This window comes from Hyalangium versicolor (genome assembly GCF_020103695.1).
Lineage (GTDB): Bacteria > Myxococcota > Myxococcia > Myxococcales > Myxococcaceae > Hyalangium > Hyalangium versicolor.
Window position 1 is genome coordinate 1 of record NZ_JAHXBF010000059.1, and the last position, 25,490, is coordinate 25,490.

Below are 25,490 nucleotides of genomic sequence, written 5' to 3' on the forward strand. Positions count from 1 at the left end.
CAACTTCGCCCTTTCGGCTTCGTCCTCTTCCGCAGCTCCGGACTCCAGTGAGTCCTTTCTGCTTCTTGAGGAGGGGCGCGGCTTCTACTTCGTTTCCGCCCGCCCTGTCAACCGGTTTCGGTGATTTGTTCAACCCTCACCTACCGCCACTTCCTTCCCGGCCGTTTTCTGTTCAGCGGTGAACCGCTTCACTTCTTTCGTCCGGAGGGGCGCGGCTTCTACTTCGACTCCGCTTCCCCTGTCAACCGCTACCGGTGACTATTCAATCTGTCAGTTCCTCGAGCCCTTCTGGGCCGTTCTTCCGAACTGCCCTTCCCGGTCGAGGGGCGCGGCTTCTACTTCGTTGCCGCGTTGGGTGTCAACCGACTTCGTCGACTTTTCCATTCCCCGCCCGCTGGGCTCGACACCGTTGTGACGAGTCCGTCGCGCGGAGGGGCAGGATCACTACCGCTTCGTTACCTGCTCGTCAAATCCTTCTTTGATCGAACCACAGGTGATCAGCAGCGCCATGGTGTGCATGGCTCCCAAGGGTGAGAACCCCCAACTTCAGTCGGGCTCTTCCGAGGGACTTCCTTCCTCCCCGCCTGCCTGCTACCCGAAAGGGCAGGTGCTACAGGCCAGTCCGCTCGCCAACCGGCGGTGGGCCCTTCGTGAGGGCCGGCTCCGCCTTCCAGCTCGTCCCGAACAGCCGGTCGCAGAGCGGAAAGGTGATGTTGAAGTTGAAGTGCCCCATCCGCCTCAAGTCGTGGTGCACCGAGTGGTGCTTCCTCAGCTTCGCCAGCAACGGCAGGCGGGCCACCAGGTGGTCGGCTGGCAGGTGGTGGCAGAAGTGCAACCACTCGTAGGTCAGGAAGTAGCTCATGGCCGTCGCAACGAAGAGCCATCCCGCGTTCGGTGAGCCCAGCGTGAAGAGGAGTGCTCCTATCGGTGTCGCGATGGCTCCCAGGAAGAAGAGCAGCAGCACAGGCGGGAAGAGCACCATCCGGAAGTCATGGCTCGACTCGTAGGCCATCGCCTCGTGGGTGAAGAAGTGGTGGTGCTGCTGCGTGTGCCGCCGGTACACCAGCCCCAAACCCTTCGTCCGGTGATGCATGGGCCCTCGGTGCCCGAGGTACTCGGCCACGTTCGCCAGGAGAAAGCTCGCCGGCACCGTCAGCCACTCGAGCAGGCTCACCTCCGACAGCTGGCTCAGTGCGAGCCCAATCACCGCCAGCGAGCCCAGGCTCGTGAACCCGAAGTGCGCCCAGCCGCTGTAGCGCTTCCCTGGCTCCGTCCGCCGGTACTCCGTCCGGAACCTCTCCACGTGCTCGGGAAGGGACGCCGCGCCCATACAGCCTCCTGTGGACAGCCAAGCGCTCTTCCCTTGCCGGGCCGCGCGCTCAGTCCTTCTTCCTCTTCAACGCCTTCTGCAGCTTCTTCATCCGCTCCTGGATGAGCGTCCGCTTCAGGCTCGACAGCAACTCCACGAAGACGTGCCCGTCCAGGTGGTCGATCTCGTGCTGGAAGACGTGCGCCAGCCTCCCTTCCGCCTCCACCTCGTGCCACTGCCCCGTCTTGTCCTGGTAGCGCACCTTCACCTTCTTGAAACGCGGCGCCTTCTCCCACTCGTCCGGCACCGAGAGGCACCCCTCCTCCAGGGTGATCTTCTCCGAGCGCTCGAGGATCTGCGGATTGACGATCTCGAAGAACGTCCCATCCTCGCGGCCCACCAGGGCCACCCGAAGGGACTCGCCTACCTGGTTCGCCGCAATGCCAATCCCCTTGGCCTCCTGCACCGCCTCGAGCATCTCGCTCAACAGCTTCTCCAGTGCAGGGCCAAAGTCTGTGACTGGCTGGGTCGTTGAACTCAGTATCTTGTGGGGCCAGAGGACGATGTCGCGCGCCATGGCCCCACTCTGCCATGCCCGCGCGCCCATGCTGAGCAGAACCGCACCCGGCTCGTTCGCCGCCCTACACCTCCTACTTCACCCCGGACTCCTCGAGTCTGCTAACACACCCCCTATGCACCCCAACGCCCAGCTCATCCACACCCTCTACTCCGCCTTCCAGAAGCGCGATGGCGACACCATGGCCTCCTGCTACCACCCAGACGCCGAGTTCACCGATGAGGCCTTCGTCGGTCTCCGGCATGCCGGCGTCACCTCCATGTGGCGCATGCTCACCGAGCGCGCCAAGGACTTCTCGCTCGAGTTCCGCGACGTCCAGGCCGATGACCGCACCGGTCGCGCTCACTGGGAAGCTCGCTACACCTTCGCCTCCACCGGCCGGAAGGTTCTCAACATCATCGATGCCGAATTCGAGTTCCGCGACGGGAAGATCCTCCGGCACCGCGACCGCTTCAACTTCCACCGCTGGTCACGCCAGGCCCTCGGCACTCCCGGGCTGCTCCTCGGGTGGACCCCCTTCTTCCAGAAGAAGGTCCAGGCCACCGCTCGGGCCGGCCTCGACAAGTGGATGCGCGAGCACGGCGTCTCCGGCCCCTGAGTCAGTGCGCTGGAAGTGGCTCGGCGGACCCGGCCTTCAGGGCCTCGATGAGCAGCGTGTGCATGTCCAGTGACGTGCGCCGCGGGTTGCTCGCCTTCCCGAACAGCTCTCGATAGCCCTGGGCCGTGTAGGCCTGGAACTCCAGCGTGCCCAGCCGGTAGGTCGCCGACGGATCCAATCTCGTGTAGCCCGCCTCCGGGTGCGCCGGGTCCTTCAGGATCTCCACCTCCGCCGGCTTGCCGTCCCTGGCCGTGTACCGCACCCCGCTGAACTGGCTGAAGCCGTCCGCTCCCCGCCGCGACTCCACCAACACCAACCACTCCTGCAACTGCGCTCCGGTCATCTCCGCCAGCGCCAACACATTCCGGTACGGAATCGCCGCGTAGAAGTCCTCCACCGTCACCGCTCCCGCTGGCAGCCCTCCTCGGAACGTCGAGGACGTGGCGAAGAAGGCATGCGCCCCTGACGCCTGTCGCAGCACCTCCGTCGCCCACCTGCCGATCGGTGCCTCTCCCGTCGAGATGCCTTCGTCCGGCAAGGCTCGCGGCAGCCTCCCGAGCACCTCGAAACGCTCCGGCCGCTTCTCCTTCAGTCGCTGCTGCAGCTCCGCCACTCGCGCCGCTACCTCTGGATCCTCCGGACGGCTCGCGTCCAGCTTCACCAGCCCTCCCGTCACCTGCTCGAGCTTCTTCCCCTTGAATTGCAGCCGCACCTCCGAGAGGTAGGCCAGGTACTGGTACGGCGACACGTAGTACGTCCGCGTCCCCTCGATGAGCCGCAGTTCGCCCCGGTAGTGCGAGTGCGTTCCGAGGATGATGTCGATGCCGGGCACCTCTCTCGCCAGCGCCTCGTCGTCCTCTCTCGACTGGTGGCCGAACAGCACCACCGCGTCCACCTTCTCCCGCTCTCGCAGCTCCGTCACGATGCGCCGCGCTACCGCTCTCCCGTCCTCCCAGTGCGTCCCCGCTGGCAGGTTCTCCGCCTTCACCAGCTTTGCCATGTCCGGCCCTCCCACCGCGAACAGCCCCAGCCGGACACCTCCCACCTCACGCACCAGCCAGGGGTGCCCCTCCACCTGGAAGTAGGGCTCTCCGTCCTCCTTCACCAGGTTCGCGCTCAGCACCGGATAGGTGATGGATGCCCGGCACCGTTCGAACGCCTCTGTCCCGTAGTCCAGGTCGTGGTTGCCCAACGCCATCGCGTCCACCCAACCGTTGAACCACGGCCACTCCACGCATGGGTACTCGTCACTCCACGTGGGCACGCCCTTGTTCAACGTGTCACCACCCGAGAGCACCAACGTGTCGCCTCGCCCCTTCGCCTCCTTCAGGTAGGCGATGGCTCTCGCGACTCCGCCCCGGTTCGCCTCTCCCTCCGCCGTGAAGGGCACCGCATGCGCGTGGTAGTCGCTCAGGCCCACCAGCGTCACCGTTCGCGTCGTCTGGCAGGCCGTGAGCGAGAGGGGCAACAACAACAGCAGGGCGCGAGTCATGGGCCGCCACATGGACCACAGCCCTCGCCCCGAGGCAACCTCTGCCTGCTCCGAGCTCCGGCCTGCTCTCAGCGCTTACCGCATCGCCTGCTTCCGGCTCGGCAACGGCTCCAAATCCGGTGGCACCCAGCCCGCCTTCGCCGCCGCTGAGTCCAACGTCTCCTTCCGGTAGTGCCTCCCCAACATCCTCGAGTCCAGCAGCTCCGGATGCGCCGCCAGGAAGGTGTCGAACGAGCCCAACCCCGGCGTCTCGTCCAGCGCCACCTGCATCCGCTCGGCCCAAGCCCGCGTCATCGTCTCGTGGAACTTCCCTGCCGCTCCCAATGCCGTGGCGTAGTTGCGCACCAAGCCCCGGATCCGCTCCAGCCCCGCATCGAAGCCGTGCGCCCTCAGGCACAGCCACCCCAGCCTCAAGTGCCCCCGGTGCCCGAACTGATCCCCCGGGTAGCTCGCCGCCTCGATCGCCGCCAGGAACTCCGCGTCCGACAACTCCCTCGTGCTCATGCCACTCCTCCCTTCCGTCGCTTTCGAGGCGCCGCCCCCTCGCTCTCCGAGATCAGCGCCTCCAACACCTTCGTGAAGCCCTCCACGTCCCGCTCCCCCACCTTCTCCAATGCCGCCGCCTCCAACGTCTCCAGGTGCCGATGGACCCGTGCCCCCAACGCCTTCCCCGCCGCCGTCAGGCACACCTGGAAAGAACGCCGGTCCTCCGCTCGCAGCTCCCGCCGCACCAGCTTCTTCGCCTCCAGCCGGTCCACGTAGCTCGTCAACGTTGAGCGCTTGTGCGCAAACGCCCCGTGCAGCGCGCTCATCGGCGAGTCCCCCGCCTCCACCAGCCAGGCAAGCAGGTGGGCTTCCCCTTGGGACACGTCCAACGGCGGCTCCGCCGTCTCCAAGAACAGCCCGATGCGGTGCGTCGCCCGGTGCACTTCCAGAATGAGTCGAAGCGCTTTCATGCCTCCTTCTCTACCAGAATTCCATCTTCGGATATTCCGAATTCGTACCAATTGACGGCATGCGTCTCGCCCGAGCAGATGTCCAGTGCTCGAAATTCCCCAGCCCCTCCCCTGAACCGGGTTTGCGCGCTCCTGCGGTACGCTTCCGCTCGAACCCTCACCAGGAGCCGGGCCGTGGGCGCCAAGATCGATCCCGAACCGCACTCCCCCTCCCAGGGAAACCCCTCCAAGGCTCCTCACCTCCACCTCGTGAGTGCGGCCTCGCCTCCCGTGCAGAAGCTGCCCAACAAGCGCCCCCTCAACGACTCCGAGCTCCTGGCCGCTCGCAAGGTGTTCGCCTCGGCCATCCAGTACCCGCTCGTTCGCATCGAGAAGATGGGCTCCTTCACCGAGCTCATCAATGGCAGCCGCGCCTACACCCTCGCCAACTCCATCAACCTCCCCGGCAAGGCCTACGCCAACCCCTCGCAGTACACCTCCATCATCATCCACGAGCTCGTTCACGTCTGGCAGTACCAGCACGGCGGCTGGGGCTATGTCCCCAATGCCCTCTGGGCCCAGACGCTCGGCGATGGCTATGACTTCGCCAAGGCTCTCCGCCAAGGCAAATCCTGGGCGCAGATGAACCCCGAGCAGCAGGCCCAGATGATCCAAGAGGCCTTCCGCAGCGCCTACTTCGAGAACCCTGGCGCCCGCTTCGGCGTGCTCGCCAACAAAGGCTCCGTCGTCCGCGCCAGCTCTCAAACCCCTGACGGTTTCGTCGACTACACCTCCGCCCTCGTCGACGCCCTCGCCGTACTCCGCAAGGGCACCTGAATCCCTCGGGAACTCCGAGCAGGAGGCTCGCGGCTATTGCTGCGGGACTGGCTGCCAGTGCGGTTGCACCACCCGCTCCCCCGCGTCCGCCGGAAGTTCCAGCTGCTCCAAGTGGAACTGAGGCACCGAACTCCATGACACCAGCAGGACCGTGGCGCGGCCCGGTGGCAGAGACCGGAACTTCACCACGCCCTGCTCCCCCACCGCCAACACCCCCCGCGTCCGCCACAGCGCCAACGTCCCCACCGAAACAGGAGGAGGCTCCTGGCCCGAGATCAGGATCGCCGCGAGCTGCTCCCCCCCATCCGCCACCCGCAGCGCCACCGTCGCACCGTCCCTGGTCTCCTGGAAGTCCAACACCACCCGGCCGCTCTCGGGGATCCGCACCTGCCGAGGAACGAAGAGCGTCCTGAGGCGCAAGTCGGACGGGACGGCTCGCGCCGAGTAGAGGCCCGGCTCCAGCCCCGTACCCACTCCCGTGCCATCTCGCAGGGAGAGCACCTTCCACTCGTTGCCCTCCTCCTGCTCCAGCGTGATTTCCGCGCGCAGCAGCTTGCCCGCCGCGTCTCGAACCGAGGCCTCGATCCGCGCTCCCGCCTGGAGCCGCACCGTCACCTTCTCCTCCCCACCCCCCGCTCCCAGCGCCACCCGGCCCACCCGATAGTCCCCGTGGTACGCCACCAGCATCAGCGGCCGCTCCTCCACGTGAGGCACCTCGAAGGTGCCATCCGCCTGCGTCATGGCCAGGAAGCCCATCGCCCCGCGCAATTCCGGACCTGGAGGCAGCTCTTCGAGGCGCAGTTCCACCTCGGCCACCGGCGCGCCCGTCTCCGCGTCCACCACCCGCCCCGCCACCCGACGGCCTCCCCCCATCCGCACGTCTCCCAGATCCACATCCACCCTCTGGCGGACATTCACGCTCTTCACCAGAGGTGCGAGATCCTCCGCGGAGAACTCGAGGCGCACCTCGCCCGACTCATCGAAGGGCACCTCGAAACGGCCTCCCGAAGCCTCCTGGTCCTTGTGGTTGACCCTGAACGACTGAAGCGGTGCGCCATCCGGGCCGAGGAGCCGCCCCGTGATGCGGCCCTCACGCTCCAACACGATGCGAACCTCCGAGGACGCCTTGCGCACCCGGAAGGTGTTCTCGTCGGTGCTCTCTCCTCCCTGCGAGCGGGCCGGGACGAAGGTGTAGCCCTCTTTCGAGGCGTACACCTCGTATGCGTCCGCCACGAGGTGTTTCAGCGTGAAGCGCCCGTCCGCGCCCGTCCGCGCCCCTCTGTCGCGGTCCGTCCCGCACGAGACCATGATGATTCGACTCCAGTTGCCCGGAGCCGCGTCCGGATATTGCTGCTCCGCCTGGACGAAAGCGTCCGCGACAGGCTGGCCCTGGCCGTCCACCACCACCCCCGACAGCACATGCCCCTCCTCGAAGCGCAGCGCCACGTCCAGTTGCTCGGTGCCCTGCAGCTCGATGACCTTCACCGCTTTCTGCTCCACGCCATCGTGCTCCTGCGTGGCGTCCACCATGAGACGCCCGGGCATCAACCCACGGAAGGCGAAGCGGCCCTCTGAATCCGTCGAGACATTCCCCACGGAGATCTCTTCGCCATCCTTCTCCGAGCCCTCCTTCCACAGCGATACCGAGACGCGCTCCCGCGGAATGCCCCGTCCATCGGTAACCGTCCCCACCACCGAGGCCCCTCGGTGCAGGATGACTCGGACATCCTCGTCGGGCGCCTGGAGAGTCTGTTCCTGCGAGACGAAGTCGCCACCCTCGGTCTCCAGCTTCCAACTGCCTGCCTCGGGGACGTCCAGCGTGAACCAGCCCTCCGCGTCCGAGGTGGTGTGGAAGTCCTCGTAGGAACCGACCTCCCTCCGGTCGATTTCCGAAGTGTCCACCGAGAGCTTGATGTCCTCGAGTGGCTGCCCCTCGTCATCCACCACCCGCCCCGCGAGGACAACTGCACGCTGCAGCGTCAGGTCCATCGCTCCCATGTCCCGCCCGAGCTTGCGGGGCTCATCGAGATCCAGGTATCCCGCTCTCGAGACTTCAAAGTTGTAGGAGCCCGGCTTCACAGGCCCGATCCGGTAATGCCCCCGCGCATCGGTGGTGGACGTCCAGGATCGAAGGTAGTCCCTGTGCGGCTTCGCCTTGACGACAGCGCCTGGCACCGGGTGACGAGCCTCGTCCCAGACCGTGCCCTCCACCGTCAATGCCTCCCCCAGGTTCAGCACCACCTCCGGAGCAGGCTGCCTGGGAGCCAGCACATGCTGCGCGAGCGCATACCGCCCGTCCCGCTCCGCCGTGAAGTCGTATGCACACGGTTCCAGCTGCTCCAGGGTGAAGCGGCCCTCCGCGTCCGTCTTCAGCTTGCGCTCCGTGAAGCTCTGGCACTCCCAGGCTTTCACCGTGACGTCGGCTCCTGGCACCGGTGCCCCGTCGAGCAGGACCCGGCCCACCAGGTTCTTCGGGCGCACGAGCACCAGCTTCCACTTCAGCCCATCCAGGAAGTCATGGCTCTCGAACGTGGGCAGCCAGCCCTCGCTCGCGGCGATGGCTGCGTAGTCTCCCTTCGGCAAGGGGCCGACGCGGAAGCGCCCATCCGGCCCGCTCCGCGTGTCGAAGAAGCGCGTGTGCCGCTCGTTCAAGAGCGTCACCTGCGCTCCGGCCAGCGGCTGCTTGCCCTCGTTCAGGACGACGCCCTCCAGCGTGATCCCCTCTTCCAGCACCAGCTCCACGTCCTGCGCTCCGGCCTTCACTCCCAGCCGCAGTTGCGCTCCCCGCTCCCCGAACGCCCAGAGCGTGAAGTCCCCCTCCGGCAGCCTTTCCAGCTCGAAGCTCCCGTCCGCCGCCGAGACAGTCTCTCCATATAGGGGAGCCTCTCCCTCGCGCGCTCCGACAAGCTCCAGGATGAAACCGCGGGACTCCTGCATGCACTCCGGCAGCTTTCGGGCGTTGCGGATCGGGCTCCCGTCCTTGGACACGTCCTCGGGACACGTGAGCTCCGAGAGCGTCTCTCCCGGCATGGGCCGCGTCGCGGAGATCCGCACCCCCGCCACCGGGCCCCGTTCGTCTCTCACCGTGCCGCGGATATGCAGGGTGCCGCTCGGAAGTGGAGTGGGCTCGGGGCGGATCCGCTCCGTCTTGCCCCATCCGGTCTGGCTCGTGCGTGGTGCCGTCTTGGAGGCTTCGGGATGTGCGCCTCCCTGGAGGCTCCACCCCACGCCGATCATGACGACCACGGCCACGACTGCCGCAATACCCAGCACCCGCCTGCGCATGGGCCCCTCCTGCGAGGAGTCTCGCAAGCCCGCTCCCTCAAGGGAAGCCGGGAGCCTCCGTCACCCGCCCGTTCCGGCCTCCGGAGTGGCGGGCGCCGTCCGAGGCAGCGAGACCGTGAAGGTCGTACCCTCCGCCTCCGTGGAGCTCACCTCCACCGCGCCCCCGTGCGCCAGCACCAGCTCGCGGACGATGTAGAGCCCCAGTCCGATGCTGCGATCCGAACGGCTCGAACGGCGCTTGCCTCGCCGCAGCGGCTCGAAGATGCGCGGCAGCAGGTCCGCCGCGATGGGCTCGCCCAGGTTGTGCACCCGCAGCAGCACCCGCTCCTCCTCGCCCCACGTCTCCACCTTCACCGGCGTCTTCTCCGGGCTGTACTTCAGCGCGTTGCTCACCAGGTTCGAGACGACCTGCGCCATCCGGTCCGCATCCCACTGCCCCCGCCCGTCCCCATTCTGGCTCACCTGGATGTCCCGCTCGGCGTGTGTCGCGCGGTTCTCCTCCACCACCTGCAGCGTCAGCTCGTGCAGGTCCGCCGACGCGGGCCTCACCGGAATGCCGCCGCTCATGCGCGCCTGCGTGAAGTCGAGCAAGTCCCTGATCAGCCGCGTGGAGCGCTCGGCGCACGAGAGGATCCGCGCCGTCGTCTTCGACTGCCACGACTCCATGCCGTTGCGCTGCAGCATCATCGAGGCCCCCGCGAGGATGGCGTTCAGCGGCGCCCGCAGGTCATGGCTGACGATGCCCACCAGTTGCTGCTCGAACTCCACGCGCCGGCGCGCCTCGCTCAAGAGCCGCTGCCGCTCCTCCTCGGAGCGCTTGTGCTCGGTGACGTCCTGCATCGCCCCCGCCATGCGCACCGCCCGGCCTCCCGCCTCCCGAACGATGTAGCCCCGATCCGCCACCACCGCGAAGCTCCCGTCCTCCTTCATGAAGCGGTACTCGTCCTGCCAACGATCCGCCCGCGAGCCGATCATCGCCTGAATCCCCGTCCGGACCCGATCGCGATCCTCCGGGTGGATGCGCCGCATCCAGCCCTCCATGCCGCTGCCCAGCGCCTTCTTCCCGCAGCCGAACACCTGCTCCACCGCATCGCTCCAATGCAGCGTGTCCGTGTCCAGCTCCCAGTCCCAGACGACGTCACTGGTGGCCCGCATCACCAACTGGTAGCGCTCCTCGGACCTGCGCAGGGCCTCTTCCGTCTGCCGACGCCGCAGCTCCGTCTCCACCTCGCGCAGAGCCCGCTTCACGCTCGGGACCAGGCGCTCCAGCCGATCCTTGAGGATGTAGTCCGTCGCGCCCCGCTTGAGCAGCTCGATGGCGCGCTCATCTCCCAGCGCCCCCGAGACGAAGAGGAACGGCATGTCCGGCAGCAGCCGACGCACCGCGTTCAAGGCATGCAGGCCGTCGAAGCCCGGAATGTCGTAATCGGACAGGATCAGATCGTAGCGCCCAGGCACGAGCGCACCCAGGAAGTCCTCCCGGTTGTCCACCCGGTCCAGGCGGAAGACGAGCCCACTCTCCTCGAGCTGCAGGCGGATGAGCCGCGCATCCAGCTCGCTGTCCTCCAGCAGCAGAATGGCCAGAGGCTTCTCGGCGGGGGTGTACTCGAGCTCTGTCGCAGCGCTCCGCATGGCCCTACCTCCGAGTCGGCTGCGCGAGAGACCCCGGGGGTGGTTGGTTGACCACGGCCCAGAAGAGTCCCAGCTCCTTCAGCGCCCTGACGAAGTCCGGAAAGGCCACCGGCTTCACCACGTACGCGTTCACCCCCAGTCCGTAGCTGCGCGCCAGATCGCGCTCCTCGCGTGAAGAGGTCAGCATCACGATGGGGATGGATTTCAGGTTCGGATCCGCCTTCACTCGCGAGAGCACCTCGATGCCGTCCACCTTGGGCAGTTTCAGGTCCAGCAGCACCACGGCCGGGTTGCCGTCCGTCCGGTTCGCGTAGTCCCCCCGGCGGTTCAAGAAGTCGAGCGCCTGCTGCCCATCCCTCACCACGACGACTTCATTGGCGAGGCTGATCTCCTCCAGGGCCGCCATCGAGAGGGCCACGTCGTTGGCGCTGTCCTCCACCAGGAGGATTCTCTTGAGCTCAGTCATGGGAGTGCTCGTCTTTCCGGTCGGATGAACCGCGAGGCAGCGAGAAGTGGAAGGTGGCGCCCTCCCCCAGTCTACCCTCAGCCCACGTCCTCCCCCCATGGCGCGCGATGATGCGCCGCACGTTCGCCAGGCCGATCCCCGTCCCTTCGAACTCGTCCGGAGAGTGCAACCGCTGGAAGACTCCGAAGAGTTTGTCTACGTACTCCATCTCGAAGCCCACGCCGTTGTCCCGGACCCAGACTTCCACGTCCTCGTCCGTCTGGCGCGCGCCCACCTCGATGAGCGCGTGCGGCTTGGGCCGGGTGTACTTCAACGCGTTCGCCAGCAGGTTGCGCACCACCTGGCGCAGCAGCGCCGGATCCGCCTTCACCCGAGGCAGCTCCCCGATACGCCACTCGACGGCGCGCCCGGCCGCGTCGCTGGCCAGTTCGAGGCGCACCGCCTCCATCACCTTCCGCAAGTCCACCGTCTGCTTGTGCAGCTCCGCCCGGCTCATGCGCGAGAAGGACAGCAAGTCATCGATAAGCGTGCCGCCCTGCTGCGCCGCATGGATGATGGTCTCCAGGAAGCCGCGCGAGGTGTCGTCCAGATTCGCTCCCACCTTGCGCGACAACAGCTGGGCAAAGCCGGTGATGTGGCGCAACGGCGCTCGCAAATCGTGGGAGACCGAGTAGCTGAAGGACTCCAGCTCCTGGTTGGCCTCCTCCAGCTGCGCGGTGCGCTCGCGGACCCGGTGCTCGAGCTCTGCGTTGAGCTGGTTCAGCTCCGCGGCGAGCCGCTCCGCCTTGCGCCGCGCGAGCACCTGCTCCGTCACCTCGACGGAGAACGTGAGCACCCCCACCGTGTGGCCGTACTCGTCCCGCATGGGCTCGTAGTAGAGGTTGAAGAAGCTCTCCACCCGCTGGCCCGTGCCGTGACGATCCCACTTGCTGGAGAGTTCGCTCCCCTGGAAGGGCTTGCCCGTCTCCAACACGCGCCGCAGCCCCACCACCGCCTCCGGCTCATCCGCGAACTCGGGGATGACCTCGAGCAGCGGCTTGCCCATGGGGATGCGGCGGCCGACGATCTTCTCGTTCAGCGCGTTGGAGAACTCGAAGATGAAGTCCGGCCCGCGCAGGATGGTGATGCCCGCAGGTGCCTGCATGAGCAGGTGGTGGATCTGCTCGCGGTGGGCGCTCTTCAACGCCTCGCGTTCCTGGGCACGCAGCCGCTCCTCGTGGCGCCGCACCGACTCGCGCGCTCGGAACAGATCCACGAACACCGCCACCTTGGCGCGCAGCACCTCCGTCACCAGCGGCTTGCGAAGGTAGTCCACCGCGCCGTGGGCGTAGCCCTCCAGCAGTTCGCGATCGTCGCTGCTGCCCGCCGTCAGCAGCAGCACCGGCGTGTGGCGGGTGCGCTCACGGTCCCGCAGCATCGCCGTCACCTCGATGCCGCTCATGTCTCCCAGCCGCACATCCATGAGGATGACGGCGAAGTCCTCCAGCAGCGCGCACCGGAGCGCCTCCTGGCCAGAGGCCGCCTTCACGAGCCGATGCCCAGACGGCGCGAGCAGCGCCTCCAGCGCAAGCAGGTTGGCCGGGAGATCGTCGACGAGGAGGATGCTCGCCTGGGGGAGTGTGTCGAGCACCCTTGTCTCCTAGACCGTTTCGCGCGCCTCGCGCAGGATTCCCTCCTCCCGCGGGGCAGCGCTCTGACGGGAATACGACAGTCCAAACACGCAGTCCGTTCGGGTTTCGCACTGCGCGTGAAGAGGACGGACCTGGCGCTCCTATTTGTGGAGATCCATCCGGTAGCCCACGCCGCGCACGGAGCGGATCTCGAAGCGCGAGTCAGCCGTCCACTCCAGCTTCTTGCGCAGGTTGGACACGAAGTTGTCCACGGTGTGTCCGTCCACGACGACGTCCTCGCCCCAGACAGAGGTGAGGATCTGATCTCGCGTGAGCGCCTTGCCCGAGTTGCGCAACAGGTAGACGAGCAGATCGAACTCGGTGCGCGTCAGCTCCACGGCCTGGCCGCTCGCGTCCAGCAGCCGGCGCGAGTCCAGGTCCACGCGGAAGCGATCAAAGGCGAGCACCTCGGTGGGTGGGGTGGCCGGGGCTCCTCGACGGGACAGGACTCGGATGCGCGCCAGCAGCTCGCGCAGGCGGTAGGGCTTGGCCAGGTAGTCGTCCGCGCCCACGTCGAAGCCTCGCACCACGTCGTCCTCCAGCGTGCGCGCGGTGAGCATCAGCACCCGGCTGGTGGTGCCCGCCTGGCGCATCTCCCGGCAGAGCGAGCAGCCATCTCCGTCCGGGAGCATGATGTCCAGCACCACCACGTCGAAGGCAGTGGCCTTCCAGTGCGTGCGCGCCTCGGCCAGAGTGCTCGCGGCCTGCACGGCGTAGCCCTCCTCCTCCAGGTTGTCGACGAGCGTGAGGCGGAGGTTCGGGTCGTCCTCCACGACGAGGACTCGGGCTCCGGCGGTGGGTGCGTTCATGCGGGCGGGAAGGTGAGTTCGAAGGTGGTGCCCTCGGGGCTCGAGGCGGCGACGCGGAGGGTGCCTCCGTGCAGCGAGAGGATTCTTCGACAGATTGCCAGCCCGAGGCCACTGCCTCCTCGCGCAGGGAGGCCCTCCCTGCGGAGCCGGCGGAACTCCTCAAAGACGGCTTCCCAGCTCTCGCGGGGGATGCCGATCCCGTTGTCGCTGAAGCGCACCACCGTGGCTCCGTTCTGGAGGGCCTCCACTCGCAGCTCGACGGGTGAGCGTGTGGTGTAGCTGCAGGCATTGTGAACCAGGTTGGAGAAGAGCATCCGCAGCAGCTCGGGGTCTCCGGGGACGGAGACTCCGGTCAGGCCTTCGGATTTCAGCTCCACCTGCGTCGCAGTCTGGGCGGCGGCATCTTCCACCACGCGCTGGAGCAGTGGCTCCAGGGGCACCGGTTCGCGGCGGGACTCCCAGCGGCCCTTCTCCAAACGGTTGTACGTGAGGATGTTCTCCACCAGCCGGCCCAGCGCATCCGCCTCCGCGATGATGCGCGAGGGGTAGTTGCCCGCTCCCGGCATGCCACCCACCCGCCGCTCCAGCGTCTCGGCCATGACGCGGATGGCGGACAGTGGAGTGCGCAGTTCGTGGGAGACGGTGGAGACGAACTCCGAGCGCAGGGCCAGGAAGCGGACCTTGCGCTCGTGCGCCAGCACCGCCAGACCGATGATGGCCAGGGCCAGCGCTCCGCTGAAGCCGAGCAGTAGTGCCTTGAGCCGATAGCCGGACTGGAGCTCCGAGACCGCCGCCACCATGCGCGGGGACTCCAGTGCGATGGCCAGCGTGGAGAGCGGTGCGGGGGTGTCCGTGCGCGAGAGGACCAGGCGATCCTCTTCGTCCAGGAGCCCTCGGTGGCGCATCTCTCCTCGCACGGATTCGATGAGCGCGGTGGCGCCGACTCTCACGCCTCGTGCCCCGTCCCTTCCTGCAGGCTCGACGTACCAGCCTTCGGGCCGGAGCTGTGGCTCTGTCAGTGGGAGCGTGAGGGGGAGGTGCGCACCGGGCTCGGCGGTCGCTCGCTGGTTGAAGTCCACGTAGTCCACGTGGGTGAGTTCCGACAGGTGGGCGATGCGCTCTCGGAGGAAGGTGAAGTCGGCGCGTCCGAAGGCATCGCGGCGTTCGAGGAGCACCCGCTGGAGTCCTTCGACTCGCGAGCCGCTCGCGCCCTGCACGCCCTCCCGGAGGAGCGAGCGCATCAAGGTTGAGTCGGGCTGGCCGGTGGACTGGAAACGCTCCAGGAGCCACACCGTGGCGGCTGCGTCCTTCGCGATGGGCAGGACGAAGCGCGCGCGGTGGGCCAGCCAGTCTCGGAGTGTACGCTCCACGGCCGAGCGCTCGGAGGACCTCAGCGCGGTCAGGAAGTGATCCATCAGGACCAGCCGCTCCGCCCACGGCTCCTCGGGATCCTCCTTCGCGGCCAGCGCTCCTGGGCCCTGGGACTCCAGCGCTTCGTGGAGGGTGCGTGCGGGGGTGGCGTCATCTCCTCGCGGTGCCGAGGTCCGTGGCAAGAGCTGGCGACCGGCTCGGAAGAGGAGCACGTCCGAGTCCGGTACCAGCGGATCCACCGCGGCCTGCTGGAGCCGTGGTTCGGCCTCCTCCATGGCCTGCCGCAGCGAGTCCATCAGCGCCTGTCGAGCGTAGAGTTCGAGGGCTCGGCGCCGCTCCTCCAGGGCTCGACGGCCTTCCTCCCGCTCGCGGACGAAGATGCCGTGCAGCGTCCCCAGGCCCGCGGCGAGCACCGCGAGCCCCAGGCCGATGACCACGAGCATGGGCAGGAGTCGACGCCACATGGGCTAGCGCACCACCGGGGCGAGACATGACTTCCGAGAACTTCCCCGCAGCGGGAGCGCACAGCCAGGCATCTCCTCTCCCCGCCCATCCGCCAGCTGAGCCAATGCCTCCCTCATGCTAGATTTCCCCCTATGGCCAACGCGGACGACCTGCTCACTGACGCTTTGCAACTCCCGGTAGAGGAACGCGTCCGCCTCGTTCACAAGCTGCTCGTCAGCCTGGAGGACGAGGAGGCTCACCTGGATGCCGACAGGGCTTGGGCGCAGGAGGTCGAACAGCGCGCGCATGACGTTCTCTCCGGTGCCGTCGAGACCGAGGATGCCGAGGCAGTGCTTGATCGCATCTCCGCACGGCTGCGGAATGGTCATCGGTAGCGATCGCCTGTGCTCACGCGTCTTCATCCCAGCGCCAGTATGGAGCTCGATGCCGCGGCCGATTGGTATGGGTTCCGCGGGCCCGAGCTGGGTCAGGTCTTCATCGAAGAGGTGCGAAAAGCCCTCCGCGTGATCGCCGATCAACCCGGCACCTTCCCTGTCTGGCCTGGAGTGCACCACACCCCTCCTATCCATCGCTTCCTGCTATCGCGTTTCCCCTTCGCCCTACCGTACATCGTCGCGAACGAACGCGTCGTCGTGCTGGCTGTCGCGCACATACGCCGCCGCCCTGGTTACTGGCTCACCCGCGCTCGGCCATTCCTGCGCCAACCATGACCGTGTTCGCACCTCGCGAGCCTCAGCGCACCACCGGGACGTGATCGAAGTCCATGGTCTCCACGGGCGCTGCCTTCTCGAACCTATCCCCGCGCTTGTCATAGGACTGGGCCTGCTTGATGAGTTGGCGCAACTCCGTCACCTCCTCGCGCTCGCGCAGGCGCTCGGGCAGTTGTCCCCAGAGCTTCAACAGGTCCTCGTACTTCACCGTCCGCGCCCAGTACGAACCGCGCAGCTTCTCCGCGAACAGCGCCACCGCCAGCGACAATTGCGTGGGCCCCGACGCCGCCTCCAGGCTCTGGCGCACCATCGCCGTCGGCAGCGACTTCTCCACCTTCTGCGACGCGCCCGCCTCCAGCTTCGTGTCCGGATCCTTGTACCGGATGCGCAGCGTCGCGAACGCGGGCGCCTCCAGCGCCTTCGCATCCCGGAACTTCACCTCGTACAACGCCGTCACCGTGTGGCCCGCGCCGATATCCCCCGCGTCCACCTTGTCGTTCGCGAAGTCCTCCTTGTTCAACAGGCGGTTCTCGAAGCCGATCAGCCGGTAGCGCGACACCACCGCCTTGTCGAACTCCAACTGCACCTTCACGTCCCGCGCGATCAACTGCAGCGTCCCCGTGAGCTGCTCCACGAAGAGCCGCTTCGCCTCCGACAGTCGATCCACGTACGCGTACTGCCCGTCCCCCACCTGCGCCAGCCGCTCCATCAGCACGTCATTGTAATTCCCCATCCCGAAGCCCACCGTCGTGAGCCTCACCCCACGCCGCGCGTACTCCTTGATGGAGTCGAAGATGCTGTCCGCGTCCGTGATGCCATTGTTGGCCACGCCATCCGAGCACAGGATGACGCGGCTGACCGAGCCCTCCCGCGCCTGGCTCGCGGCGATCGCATACGCCATCTCCAACCCCGCCTGCACGTTCGTGGAGCCCTCCGGCTTCAGCGACTCGATCGCCGACACGATGGACGAGCGAGCCGTCGCGCGCGTGGGCTCCAGCACCGTCCGAGCGCTGTCGCCGTACACCACGATGGACAGCGTGTCCCGCGAGTCGAGCTGCTCCACCAGCATCGCCAGCGACTGCTTCACCAGCCCCAGCCGGTCCTCCCTTGCCATCGATCCGGACACGTCGATCGTGAAGACCAGGTTCGTGGGCAGCCGCTCGGACGCGCGCACCTCACGGCCTTTGAGGCCCACGTGCAGCACGTGGTAGCCCCGCCGACTCGGGGACGGGAACGCCTCTACCTGCACCCCAAACGGTGCCGAGCCCGGATCCGGGTAGTCGTACTTGAATGCGTTGATGAACTCCTCCACCCGGATCGCCTCCTCCTCCGGGAGAACGCCCCGCGACAGGTACGAGCGCGCCAGCGTGTACGAGGCCGTGTCCACGTCCACCGAAAAGGTCGAGACGTTCTCCTCCTCCGTGTCGATGGTCGGGTTCACCCCGTAGTTCTTGAAGTACATGTCCGCGAACGGCTTGCCGTTCACCACCGCCAGCTTCGAGAACTCCTCGGGCGGCGCCTGTTCGGCAGGCTGAGCGACCCTGTAGTGTGTTGGGGGAGACATGCTCGAGCAACTCACCCCAAGCGCCAGCGCCACAGCGAGCGTGGCCTCTGCGAGCCTCTTCATCATCGTCGCCTTCATGATGTCCCTCTCGCGCTCAGAGACCTGCCGTGGAGACCGTGACGGGGATTTGCCGCGCGGAGGGCTCCTCCTGGAGAGGTGCAGCGGCGGGTGGCACCTGGTGAGACGATACCACCGCGGGTGAAGGCTTCCGCTCCAGGCCCGTCCGCGCCGCCACGAGATGGCGGACCTTCCCCAGCACCTGGTCGGCCAGCTTCTGCGTGGCGCTCTCCAGCATCTGCTTCTTCATCCACTGCATCTTCAGCTCGTGGTGCCAGATGTTCACGGTGTCCCGCGCGTGCACACGCTCGTTCACCGTGAAGAGCAGCGTGCCCGTCTTCACGTCGAACAGCGTCGCCTCCAGCACTCCGGAGCTCTCCAGCGTGTTGCCCGGGATGAACAGCGCGCCCACGCCCGTCAGGTACCCCCACGCCGCCGGGTTCGCGTACGACGCGTCCACGAAGCGGTGCCGGTAGATGAGCAGGTAGTCGCAACGGTAACGGGCCGCCAGCTCCCGCAGGCCCGAGATGCCACGGTCCACCGGGAAGTCCGTGGACACCTCGCTGGCCAGCTCGAACGTGCCCGACATGTCGAGCGCATCCGCCAACGCCGCCGTGACGGCCGGCAGCGGCACGTCCAGGTCCAACGCATACGCCCCCTGCACAGGGACGATGCCCACCCGCGCCTTCTCCTCGAGGAACACCGGAGCCGCCAGCACCTCCCGAAGCCCCTCCTCCGAGATGCTGCCGGAGGTGTCCCGCGCGAAGCGATTCTCCGTGAGGATGGGAGGCTCGGCCGCAGCCTGGGCCGCGAAAACCATGGGCGCCAGTTCCGCAGGCAGCGGTGCATGGCCGACGGCGGCGCACCCCGTCCCGCTCAGCAGGGCCAGCAGCGCCATATAAAGGAGGAGGCTCGGCTTCTTCGAGGGAGGAGTCCGGCGAATCTGGGCGTGAAAGGAAATGTGCGACATGAGGTCTCCGTGCTTCCGGCCAGCAGTGACCGGGACGCATGGAAAGGTCTCACCGGAGGCCTCGAGAAGCCTCCAGGCCACCTCATTTGTTCCTCACGGTTTGCTCATGCGGGCCCGTGGCCCCTCCCCCTCCAGGGGCTCAGTAGCCGATGTCCATGCACACCTGCAGCACCGTGCCCTCGGGCAGGGCCGGCGTGGTGCGCAGGTGGAGGCCGAACACAGTGCTGCGCCAGAAGCTCGTCTTCAGCTCGAACTGGACGCGCTGGTCCATCCGAACGTGGGAGAACTCGGCGCCGCCCCCATCGCTCGAGTGGATGTAGCCGGACACCACGGGCGTCGCATTCTGCGACACGAACGCGGCACTGCAGCGCAGGGTGAATCCCGCGCAATACCGGTTTACGTCGAGACTCACCAACCCACCCTTCCCCAACGTCACATCGAAGGTGACGGTCGCGCGCGCGTGGGCCTGCTCCCCCGGCGCATGCAGCAGGTGCTGGCGCTGGTCCGCCATGTTCTCCTTCGCTCGCGTGTAGAGAACATCCGAAAACCCCGCCATCGCTTCTCCGAAAGTCATCGTCGCCATGAACCGCTCTCCAAGGACTTCTTACGTTGACGGAGAACGCTCAGTGCAACAGCGGGGCCAGGGGGAACTCCCGAGGGAGGTGTTCCCTTCCGGCCACCTCCCTCAAGCGCGCGCCACCGTCCCTGCCGCGGGCAGCGACTCGTCCCCCGTGGGCTGCGAGGCCTCCGCGAGCGCTTCGATTCGCAACAGCAGCTCCTCGATGTGGCTGCGCTCCACTCGCGCGGCGGACGGGTTGCCCAGGTCCGAGAAGCGCAGCAGCGTGAGCTGAGCGGCCAGGTCCTCCACCAGCCCGATGCTGTGCTCGAGCTCGGCGACTGCGTGCTCGTGCAGCCGGGCCAGCCGCTCCTTCACGCTCGCGGGTGCCGCGGCCAGCGCCGCCTCCATCTCCTCCAGGCGCCGCTGCTGCGAGCGGAGCCGCGAGATGAAGCGATCCAGGAGCTGATGCTCCCGTCCCTGTTCGCCCGCCCACGCACGCTCCACCGCTGCCTGCCGCCAGCACTCCTCCAGCTGGCCTACCACCTCATCCAACCTCCGAGCCCTCTCGCTGCGGCCCTCCTTCCGCTCGGACCCGGCGGCGGCCTCCGGCGCCAGCACCAGCGGAAGGACGAAGGGCCAGAGCACCACCGCGAGCAGGGCCTGGCTCGCACGCGCCGGGAAGGGGCCCGCGGAGCGGCGCACGAGGACGAGCACCGCCGACACCGCTCCCAGGACGACATAGGCCTCGAGAATCCAAAGCGCCGTCATGTCCGCCTCCTCAGCCCAGCGCGTTGAAGGCCCAGAAGCCCAGGGCCAGGGTGAAGGCCAGCATCATCCAGGAGATGCGCGCGAGGATGCCCACGCGGAACGCATCCTCCGTGCTCAGCTTCGCGGAGGACTCTCCCAGCGCCGAGCCCGTCACCGTCTCGGCCATGTGGCTCAGGAGCCTGTGGATGCGCGCACCCGCCGCCGCCCCGGCCAGCAGGAACGAGGAGGTGAGCATCAGCGGCCCGGCCCACTCGGGGTTGAGCCGCGTCAGCAGGTACAAGGGTGAGGCGAGCCCCGCCAGCAGCAGCGAGCCCGTCGCCGTCGCCGCCAGCAGCGCCGCCACCAGCCGCGCCAGGGGGACTCGGGCCGCCAGGAGGATGCCCGTGGCGTAGATGGGGCCGAGCGACGCCGCCAGCGACATCAGCACGTTCAGCGAGGTGAGCGCCGCGGCGCCCCACCATGCCTCCTTGCCCCGCGCCACGCTGGCCGCCGCGGCGAAGAAGCTGGTGCACCCGGCGATGATGCCCGCCGAGCCCAGCACCACGCCCTGCAGCCGGGAGGGATCCAACAGCCGCTCGGTGATGGAGGACGGGTCCCTCAGCAGATCCACCAGGAGGGACTGCCGGCCCACCGAAGGAATCGAGAACTCCACCTCGTGCAGCGGCGTGCGGTCCTGCGAGGACCAGGGAACGAACGGCGAGAGCGGTTCAGACCGTGCATGCATGGGAATCACCAGAGCCAGGTGTGGATGCCGAGCAGCGCCGTGTTGATCCGCAAGACGAACACGGCGCCGAGGAAGAAGATGAAGGCGCGCGACAGCCACCGCGCGGCCTTCGAGGAGTCGAGCGAGACGATGACGCGGGCCGGCAGCGCCGCCACCGTGGCCAGCGCGAGCCCCGGGACGAAGAGCAGCGGAATGGGCACGTCCATGCGCGACTTGACGGCCACCACGGCGATGAAGCCCATGAGCGGCAGGACGCAGGCGGCCACCACTCCGGCGGCCAGCAACCCGAGCGCCGTGGCCGCGAGGAAGGCGCGCGGAGGGATGCGCAGCCGCAGGTAGACGGCGAACACGGTGGTGCCGGGGACGACGACGAGCAGGGCCTCGAAGACGGCACGAAGCACATCGAGCCGCGGCACGAGCCGGAAGCCCGACAGCGTGATGCAGCCCGCGAGCGCCGAGGCCGCGGCCACGAGGAAGGTGCCGAGCACCGCCGGCGCCAGGGTGGCGGACAACGGGCGCCGAGCCAGCTCCAGCGCCGAGCGCGCCGGCCTGTCCAGCAACCGCAGGAGTGTGTCGATCAGGTGCGGACGGTCCACCGCCACACCCAGGGATGCAGAGCCCATGGGGCCTCCTTCGATGGCGCGTCATCGCGCCGCTCGTCGGAGGAGCAAGCCCCGTGCCCCGGCGCAGTCCCTGCGAGACAGGGCCCGAGAGGCGGGCTCGAATGAGTGGCGCGAGGCAGAGGTATGTAACGCGTTACACAGGTACCCCGGGCCGTACCCGCGCTCCGGCTGGCCGGGGTGAGCGGGGACGAGCGAGCCGTGGGCCGACCCGCGCGTCACAGACGTGCGTTCGCGCACTCCATCTGGTTGCCCGCCTCCATGGTGGAGGCGGGCTCACCCGGAGCCCCCCCATGGACACTCAAACCATCATCCGCGCGTGGAAGGACCCGGAGTTCCGAGCCCTGCTCTCCCCCGAGCAGCGCCAGGCACTCCCGGAGAACCCTTCCGGCAAGTCGATCACCGAACTCGACGACTCCGAGCTCGAGGACGCTGTCGGCGGATTCGTCCTCCAGACGGCACGAGTCTTGTGCAGCACGGAGACAATCCGGATCTGCCCGACGAGCACCGTGCTCTCGTTCCGCTACTGCCCCTCCACCCGTTTCGACTGCCCGGTCCCGCTCCCCTTGTGAGCAGGAACCCGGCACTCAGCCGATGTGCAGCTCCTCGCGAATGTCGTGCTCGTGGATCTTGTTGAAAAGCGTCTTGTAGCTCACCCCTAGCAGCCTGGCGGCAGCGGTCTTCTGGCCTCCCGCTGCCTTCAGCGCGGCGATGACTGCGGCCCGCTCAGCGCGCGCCACCGCCTCTCGAAGGGTGGGCACGGTCGCGGATGAGGCGGATCCCGGCTCCGGAAGCGCGGGCTCTTCCCGCGGCATCCCAGGCTCGGGCACAGCGGCGGCCTTCGGCTCGGGTGGAGGGTGAGCCCGGAGTGACTCCACGTCGAACCGGCCCAGGACCACCGCGCGCTCCACGAAGTTCTCCAATTCGCGCACGTTGCCCGGCCACGGATACGCCGCCACCCGCCGCAGGGTCTCCGCCTCCGGCCGAGGCGCCGGCTGGCCCTTCCTGGCCGCGTGCTTCTCCAGGAAGTGATCGATGAGGCCCGGGATGTCTCCGGCCCTCTCGCGCAGCGGCGGCAGGCGGATGGGGATGACCGCCAGACGATAGAGCAGGTCGGCTCGGAACTGCCCTCCCGCGGCCATCGCGTCCAGATCGCGGTGCGTGGCCGAGATGACACGGATGTCCACCTTCACGGCCTCCCGCCCACCAATGCGGGTGATCTCCCGCTCCTGCAGCACCCGCAGCAGCCGGGCCTGAGCCTCCAGGGACATGTCTCCAATCTCATCCAGGAAGAGCGTGCCGCCCTCCGCCGTCTCGATGAGCCCCTTGCGGCGGGCATGCGCTCCGGTGAAGGCGCCGCGCTCGAAGCCGAACAGCTCGGACTCCAGCAGCGAGGACGGCAGCGCCGCGCAGTTCACCGAGACGAACGGCCCATCCAGCCTCGGCGAAGCCCTGTGAATGGCTCGGGCCACGAGCTCCTTGCCCGTCCCGGACTCACCACGCACCAACACGGTGGCATCCGAGGCAGCCACGCGCGGCAGCAGCGCCGCCACGTCCCTCAGCCCTCCCTCCGCGCCGATGAGCGCCCCACCCTCCTTTCGCTCCTCGAGCCTGGGCGCCGCCAACTCCAGCTCCTCCCACCGCTGCCCCGCCTCGAGCGCCGCGCCCACCGCGGAGACGAGCCGCTCATTGGTGAACGGCTTCACGAGGAAGTCCGCCGCGCCCGCCTGCAGCGCCTGCACCGCCCGCTCCACAGTACCGAACGCCGTCACCACGATGACCGGGGTGCGCAGCCCCTGGGCTCGCAGCCTGTCCAACAGCACCAGCCCGTCCCCATCTCCCAGCTTCACGTCCAGCAGCAGCAGGTCCGGCGCCCGCCGCGAGAGGTACTCCTCCGCCGCGGCCACGGACTCCAGCGGGATGACTCGCAGCCCTCGCGCGCTCAGCACGTCCAGGTAGAGCTCCCGCAGGTTGCGCTCGTCCTCGACGATGGCCACCTCGGGCCCGCTCGCCTCGTTCGCCTCCTCCGTCATCGCCGCTCCTCCCGAGCCACAGGGCTCTCCTCGGCCAGCACGGGCAGCACCACCCGGGCCACCGCGCCAGCCTTGTCCTCCCGAGGCGCCAGACTGAGCCGTCCGCCCGCCGCCTCGATGGCCGAGCGCGAGATGGCCAGGCCCAGCCCCGTACCTTCCGTCTTCGTCGTGTAGAACGGCCGGAAGAGCTGCTCGCGGTCCACCTCCCCGAGCCCCTTTCCCTCATCGCGGACCTCGATCACCACACGGCCCTCCTCGCTCCGGGCCACCACCTCGATGCGTCCTCCCGGGCGCTCGCGCATGGCGTCGGCGGCGTTCTTCAACAGGTTCAGCAGCACGCCTCGCAGCTCATCCTCGTCCCCGACCACCTTCAACGTCGGATCCAGCCTCGAGACGATGGGCGGAATGTCCACCTCTCCCTCCGCCACCGCCACCGCCTCCAGCGTCACGCGGGACACATCCAGCGGCCGCCCGTCCCGCCGGCCCTTGGGTGCCCTCCCGAGGCTCAGCAGCTCCGCCACCTTCGAGTCGATGCGATCGCTCTCCTCACGGATGATGCGCACCGCCTTCTCGAAGCGCGCGCGCTGTTCGGGAGCGACGTAGGCCGGAGAGTCCCCGAGCAGCTCCGCGTAGCCGCGCAGGGCCGCCAGCGGGTTCTTGATTTCATGGGCCACGGAGGCCGCCAGCTCGCCCGCGATGGCCAGCCGCTCCACGCGTTCCAGGCGGCTGCGCAGCGCTGCGGCCTCGGCTCGGGAGGCCGACAGCAACCCCGTCATCCGGGCCTGCTTGGGGAACAGGAGGAACTCGAGCCCCTTGCTGATCTGATCACCCAGCCCCACGAAGAGCAGCGAGGCCAGCAGCGCCACCACTACCGTGACGGCCACCTGGCCCAGGTCCACCGGGTAGCCCAGCGCCCTCAGCGCCGCGACGACGACGAACGCCGCCACGATGGCCAGCAGCGCATGCGTCACCGCCCGCGCTACCGGCGGACGCACCTCCACCCGCTCGTGGAGGATGTAGCTGAGCGCCAGCGTCTCCGCGGCCAAGATGACGCACAGGAGCACCACCGAGCCCGGCGAGCCTCCCCGCGCCACCTCGATGCTCCCGCGAACCACGCAGACCAACAGCGTAGCGGTGACAACTGCTACCCCATGCCGCGACAGCCGCCGGATGGCCGCGTTCTCGTGCCGGCAGAGCAGCAGACGGACTCCGCCGACGAAACCCACCCCGAAGAGCGCCAGCAACTGCGGGAGCAGTGCGCCCAACGGCAGGCCTGTCCTGGCCGAGACGAAGGCCGTGAACCCGGCTCCCCCCAGCACGCAGAGCCCCAGGACGAGCACCAGGAGGCGGCGCACCCGCGAAGCCCCGAGATCCATCAGCGCATCCCCGGCGAAGCCCGAGATGGACAGCAACGCCGCCCAGCTGGCCGTGGTGCGCAGGGGCTCGCGGGTGGTGGGGTCCACCAGGAGCAGGAACCAAGCGAGCGCGAACAGCGTCACCCCCACCGGGCCCACGGCGAACAGGCGCTTGCGTCCATCGCTCCAGCCCGAGGCGAGCACGTAGCCCGCCAGCAGCGCGTTGAACAGCGCCACCAGGAGCGCGACCACCGACGAGGCAAGGAAGAACGACGGCATTCGAGGTCCCCGGCGGCGACGCACCCCCACCGATCAGCCCCCGAGGCTAATCCCCTTCCGGCCGCCCCGTGAAGGCACCCCCGGAGAGGACCGCATCCACCGCCGGGACGGGAGGATGGGCACCTTCGGCGACCCGCGGAGACAGGGACACTCTCCGGGCGCACTTGGGCCGAACCTGTATGCTAGTCCTACAGGTTGGTCCGAAGTCCGGCCGACAGGGGCTCCCGAGCCAGTGGCTCGACTCCGGCACTCCAGCCCGTGGCCCCCACCTGTTCGGAAGGTCCGCTAGTGGAGTGTCCGACAAGTTTTTCAACATAGTCAGGACCGGTGTCGGTCCATCCATGCGTGCATCTTGGAGCGAGTCCAGGACCAAGTGAACGGGTGGGCGAAGAGGCGGTTGTACTC

The 25,490-nt window shown here is 68.0% G+C and carries 24 protein-coding genes; 5 read left to right on the top strand and 19 right to left on the bottom strand.

Going from position 1 to position 25,490, the window contains the following annotated elements:
* Positions 1-610 precede the first annotated feature (610 nt).
* Both KY501_RS52230 and def read right to left on the bottom strand, forming a co-directional pair.
* Positions 611-1,330, bottom strand: coding sequence for a sterol desaturase family protein (locus KY501_RS52230; RefSeq protein ID WP_224373096.1), 720 nt, complete (start codon positions 1,328-1,330; stop codon positions 611-613).
* Positions 1,331-1,379: 49 nt separating this feature from the next.
* Entirely contained in the window at positions 1,380-1,886 is a 507-nt protein-coding gene (gene def / locus KY501_RS52235; protein ID WP_224373097.1) for a peptide deformylase, read from the bottom strand.
* Positions 1,887-2,001: 115 nt separating this feature from the next.
* Here def and KY501_RS52240 point away from each other — a divergent pair, with 115 nt between their 5' ends.
* Positions 2,002-2,484 (top strand): nuclear transport factor 2 family protein, encoded by a 483-nt coding sequence (locus KY501_RS52240; protein WP_224373099.1) that lies wholly within the window; start codon positions 2,002-2,004, stop codon positions 2,482-2,484.
* A 1-nt stretch (position 2,485) separates the two neighbouring features.
* Here the strand turns inward: KY501_RS52240 and KY501_RS52245 are convergent, their stop codons facing one another.
* The 3 genes from KY501_RS52245 to KY501_RS52255 all read right to left on the bottom strand — a co-directional run bounded on the left by KY501_RS52245 (position 2,486) and on the right by KY501_RS52255 (position 4,932).
* A complete protein-coding gene (locus KY501_RS52245; protein WP_224373100.1) occupies positions 2,486-3,976 on the bottom strand; it encodes a bifunctional metallophosphatase/5'-nucleotidase in 1,491 nt (496 codons plus the stop codon).
* Positions 3,977-4,051: 75 nt separating this feature from the next.
* Positions 4,052-4,480, bottom strand: a complete 429-nt coding sequence (locus tag KY501_RS52250; RefSeq protein ID WP_224373101.1) for a hypothetical protein — start codon at positions 4,478-4,480, stop codon at positions 4,052-4,054.
* Complete coding sequence (locus KY501_RS52255) at positions 4,477-4,932, bottom strand: MarR family winged helix-turn-helix transcriptional regulator (RefSeq protein WP_224373102.1); 456 nt, start codon at positions 4,930-4,932, stop codon at positions 4,477-4,479. The genes KY501_RS52250 and KY501_RS52255 overlap by 4 nt, the downstream gene beginning before the upstream one ends.
* 174 nt (positions 4,933-5,106) lie before the next feature.
* Between KY501_RS52255 and KY501_RS52260 the strand changes: the two genes are divergently transcribed.
* Positions 5,107-5,748: a hypothetical protein gene (locus KY501_RS52260; RefSeq protein WP_224373104.1), complete on the top strand. Its 642-nt coding sequence runs from the start codon at positions 5,107-5,109 to the stop codon at positions 5,746-5,748.
* Positions 5,749-5,781: 33 nt separating this feature from the next.
* Here KY501_RS52260 and KY501_RS53570 read toward each other — a convergent pair whose 3' ends face one another.
* The 6 genes from KY501_RS53570 to KY501_RS52290 form a co-directional block, all read right to left on the bottom strand.
* On the bottom strand, positions 5,782-9,033 hold the full coding sequence (locus KY501_RS53570; protein WP_255637569.1) for a carboxypeptidase regulatory-like domain-containing protein: 3,252 nt from the start codon (positions 9,031-9,033) through the stop codon (positions 5,782-5,784).
* A gap of 60 nt (positions 9,034-9,093) precedes the next feature.
* Positions 9,094-10,665 carry a sensor histidine kinase gene (locus KY501_RS52270; RefSeq protein WP_224373105.1) on the bottom strand — a complete coding sequence of 524 codons (1,572 nt, stop codon included), beginning with the start codon at positions 10,663-10,665 and terminating at the stop codon, positions 9,094-9,096.
* Between the two features lie 4 nt (positions 10,666-10,669).
* Positions 10,670-11,131, bottom strand: a complete 462-nt coding sequence (locus KY501_RS52275; protein ID WP_224373106.1) for a response regulator — start codon at positions 11,129-11,131, stop codon at positions 10,670-10,672.
* A complete protein-coding gene (locus tag KY501_RS52280; RefSeq protein ID WP_224373108.1) occupies positions 11,124-12,761 on the bottom strand; it encodes an ATP-binding protein in 1,638 nt (545 codons plus the stop codon). The genes KY501_RS52275 and KY501_RS52280 overlap by 8 nt, the downstream gene beginning before the upstream one ends.
* 141 nt (positions 12,762-12,902) lie before the next feature.
* On the bottom strand, positions 12,903-13,610 hold the full coding sequence (locus KY501_RS52285; RefSeq protein ID WP_224373110.1) for a response regulator transcription factor: 708 nt from the start codon (positions 13,608-13,610) through the stop codon (positions 12,903-12,905).
* Positions 13,607-15,445 (bottom strand): sensor histidine kinase, encoded by a 1,839-nt coding sequence (locus KY501_RS52290; protein WP_224373111.1) that lies wholly within the window; start codon positions 15,443-15,445, stop codon positions 13,607-13,609. Before KY501_RS52290 ends, KY501_RS52285 begins: the two co-directional genes overlap by 4 nt.
* A 132-nt stretch (positions 15,446-15,577) precedes the next feature.
* Here KY501_RS52290 and KY501_RS52295 point away from each other — a divergent pair, with 132 nt between their 5' ends.
* On the top strand, positions 15,578-15,820 hold the full coding sequence (locus KY501_RS52295) for an addiction module protein (RefSeq protein WP_224373112.1): 243 nt from the start codon (positions 15,578-15,580) through the stop codon (positions 15,818-15,820).
* 9 nt (positions 15,821-15,829) lie between these two features.
* Positions 15,830-16,156 carry a type II toxin-antitoxin system RelE/ParE family toxin gene (locus tag KY501_RS52300; protein WP_224373113.1) on the top strand — a complete coding sequence of 109 codons (327 nt, stop codon included), beginning with the start codon at positions 15,830-15,832 and terminating at the stop codon, positions 16,154-16,156.
* Between the two features lie 22 nt (positions 16,157-16,178).
* Here the strand turns inward: KY501_RS52300 and KY501_RS52305 are convergent, their stop codons facing one another.
* The 6 genes from KY501_RS52305 to KY501_RS52330 form a co-directional block, all read right to left on the bottom strand.
* Positions 16,179-17,798, bottom strand: coding sequence for a vWA domain-containing protein (locus KY501_RS52305; RefSeq protein ID WP_224373114.1), 1,620 nt, complete (start codon positions 17,796-17,798; stop codon positions 16,179-16,181).
* Between the two features lie 16 nt (positions 17,799-17,814).
* A complete protein-coding gene (locus KY501_RS52310; protein ID WP_224373115.1) occupies positions 17,815-18,747 on the bottom strand; it encodes a hypothetical protein in 933 nt (310 codons plus the stop codon).
* 139 nt (positions 18,748-18,886) lie between these two features.
* Positions 18,887-19,330 (bottom strand): hypothetical protein, encoded by a 444-nt coding sequence (locus KY501_RS52315; protein WP_224373116.1) that lies wholly within the window; start codon positions 19,328-19,330, stop codon positions 18,887-18,889.
* 102 nt (positions 19,331-19,432) lie between these two features.
* Positions 19,433-20,074 (bottom strand): hypothetical protein, encoded by a 642-nt coding sequence (locus tag KY501_RS52320; protein WP_224373117.1) that lies wholly within the window; start codon positions 20,072-20,074, stop codon positions 19,433-19,435.
* Positions 20,075-20,084: 10 nt separating this feature from the next.
* Positions 20,085-20,798: a hypothetical protein gene (locus tag KY501_RS52325; protein WP_224373118.1), complete on the bottom strand. Its 714-nt coding sequence runs from the start codon at positions 20,796-20,798 to the stop codon at positions 20,085-20,087.
* Between the two features lie 5 nt (positions 20,799-20,803).
* Positions 20,804-21,421 (bottom strand): hypothetical protein, encoded by a 618-nt coding sequence (locus KY501_RS52330; protein ID WP_224373120.1) that lies wholly within the window; start codon positions 21,419-21,421, stop codon positions 20,804-20,806.
* A gap of 290 nt (positions 21,422-21,711) precedes the next feature.
* On the opposite strand from KY501_RS52330, the gene KY501_RS52335 reads away from it, so the two are divergent.
* On the top strand, positions 21,712-21,990 hold the full coding sequence (locus tag KY501_RS52335) for a mersacidin/lichenicidin family type 2 lantibiotic (RefSeq protein ID WP_224373122.1): 279 nt from the start codon (positions 21,712-21,714) through the stop codon (positions 21,988-21,990).
* A 15-nt stretch (positions 21,991-22,005) separates the two neighbouring features.
* Here the strand turns inward: KY501_RS52335 and KY501_RS52340 are convergent, their stop codons facing one another.
* Positions 22,006-23,451 (bottom strand): sigma-54-dependent transcriptional regulator, encoded by a 1,446-nt coding sequence (locus KY501_RS52340; protein ID WP_224373124.1) that lies wholly within the window; start codon positions 23,449-23,451, stop codon positions 22,006-22,008.
* Positions 23,448-25,085 carry a sensor histidine kinase gene (locus KY501_RS52345; RefSeq protein ID WP_224373126.1) on the bottom strand — a complete coding sequence of 546 codons (1,638 nt, stop codon included), beginning with the start codon at positions 25,083-25,085 and terminating at the stop codon, positions 23,448-23,450. The genes KY501_RS52340 and KY501_RS52345 overlap by 4 nt, the downstream gene beginning before the upstream one ends.
* Positions 25,086-25,490 lie beyond the last annotated feature (405 nt).

Excerpts from the sequence above, each read along its gene's own strand:
- KY501_RS52230 (WP_224373096.1), bottom strand. The coding sequence starts at position 1,330 with ATGGGCGCGGCGTCCCTTCCCGAGCACGTGGAGAGGTTCCGGACGGAG.
- def (WP_224373097.1), bottom strand. The coding sequence starts at position 1,886 with ATGGCGCGCGACATCGTCCTCTGGCCCCACAAGATACTGAGTTCAACG.
- KY501_RS52240 (WP_224373099.1), top strand. The coding sequence starts at position 2,002 with ATGCACCCCAACGCCCAGCTCATCCACACCCTCTACTCCGCCTTCCAG.
- KY501_RS52245 (WP_224373100.1), bottom strand. The coding sequence starts at position 3,976 with ATGACTCGCGCCCTGCTGTTGTTGTTGCCCCTCTCGCTCACGGCCTGC.
- KY501_RS52250 (WP_224373101.1), bottom strand. The coding sequence starts at position 4,480 with ATGAGCACGAGGGAGTTGTCGGACGCGGAGTTCCTGGCGGCGATCGAG.
- KY501_RS52255 (WP_224373102.1), bottom strand. The coding sequence starts at position 4,932 with ATGAAAGCGCTTCGACTCATTCTGGAAGTGCACCGGGCGACGCACCGC.
- KY501_RS53570 (WP_255637569.1), bottom strand. The coding sequence starts at position 9,033 with ATGCGCAGGCGGGTGCTGGGTATTGCGGCAGTCGTGGCCGTGGTCGTC.
- KY501_RS52270 (WP_224373105.1), bottom strand. The coding sequence starts at position 10,665 with ATGCGGAGCGCTGCGACAGAGCTCGAGTACACCCCCGCCGAGAAGCCT.
- KY501_RS52275 (WP_224373106.1), bottom strand. The coding sequence starts at position 11,131 with ATGACTGAGCTCAAGAGAATCCTCCTGGTGGAGGACAGCGCCAACGAC.
- KY501_RS52285 (WP_224373110.1), bottom strand. The coding sequence starts at position 13,610 with ATGAACGCACCCACCGCCGGAGCCCGAGTCCTCGTCGTGGAGGACGAC.
- KY501_RS52290 (WP_224373111.1), bottom strand. The coding sequence starts at position 15,445 with ATGTGGCGTCGACTCCTGCCCATGCTCGTGGTCATCGGCCTGGGGCTC.
- KY501_RS52295 (WP_224373112.1), top strand. The coding sequence starts at position 15,578 with ATGGCCAACGCGGACGACCTGCTCACTGACGCTTTGCAACTCCCGGTA.
- KY501_RS52305 (WP_224373114.1), bottom strand. The coding sequence starts at position 17,798 with ATGAAGGCGACGATGATGAAGAGGCTCGCAGAGGCCACGCTCGCTGTG.
- KY501_RS52310 (WP_224373115.1), bottom strand. The coding sequence starts at position 18,747 with ATGTCGCACATTTCCTTTCACGCCCAGATTCGCCGGACTCCTCCCTCG.
- KY501_RS52315 (WP_224373116.1), bottom strand. The coding sequence starts at position 19,330 with ATGGCGACGATGACTTTCGGAGAAGCGATGGCGGGGTTTTCGGATGTT.
- KY501_RS52320 (WP_224373117.1), bottom strand. The coding sequence starts at position 20,074 with ATGACGGCGCTTTGGATTCTCGAGGCCTATGTCGTCCTGGGAGCGGTG.
- KY501_RS52325 (WP_224373118.1), bottom strand. The coding sequence starts at position 20,798 with ATGCATGCACGGTCTGAACCGCTCTCGCCGTTCGTTCCCTGGTCCTCG.
- KY501_RS52330 (WP_224373120.1), bottom strand. The coding sequence starts at position 21,421 with ATGGGCTCTGCATCCCTGGGTGTGGCGGTGGACCGTCCGCACCTGATC.
- KY501_RS52335 (WP_224373122.1), top strand. The coding sequence starts at position 21,712 with ATGGACACTCAAACCATCATCCGCGCGTGGAAGGACCCGGAGTTCCGA.
- KY501_RS52340 (WP_224373124.1), bottom strand. The coding sequence starts at position 23,451 with ATGACGGAGGAGGCGAACGAGGCGAGCGGGCCCGAGGTGGCCATCGTC.
- KY501_RS52345 (WP_224373126.1), bottom strand. The coding sequence starts at position 25,085 with ATGCCGTCGTTCTTCCTTGCCTCGTCGGTGGTCGCGCTCCTGGTGGCG.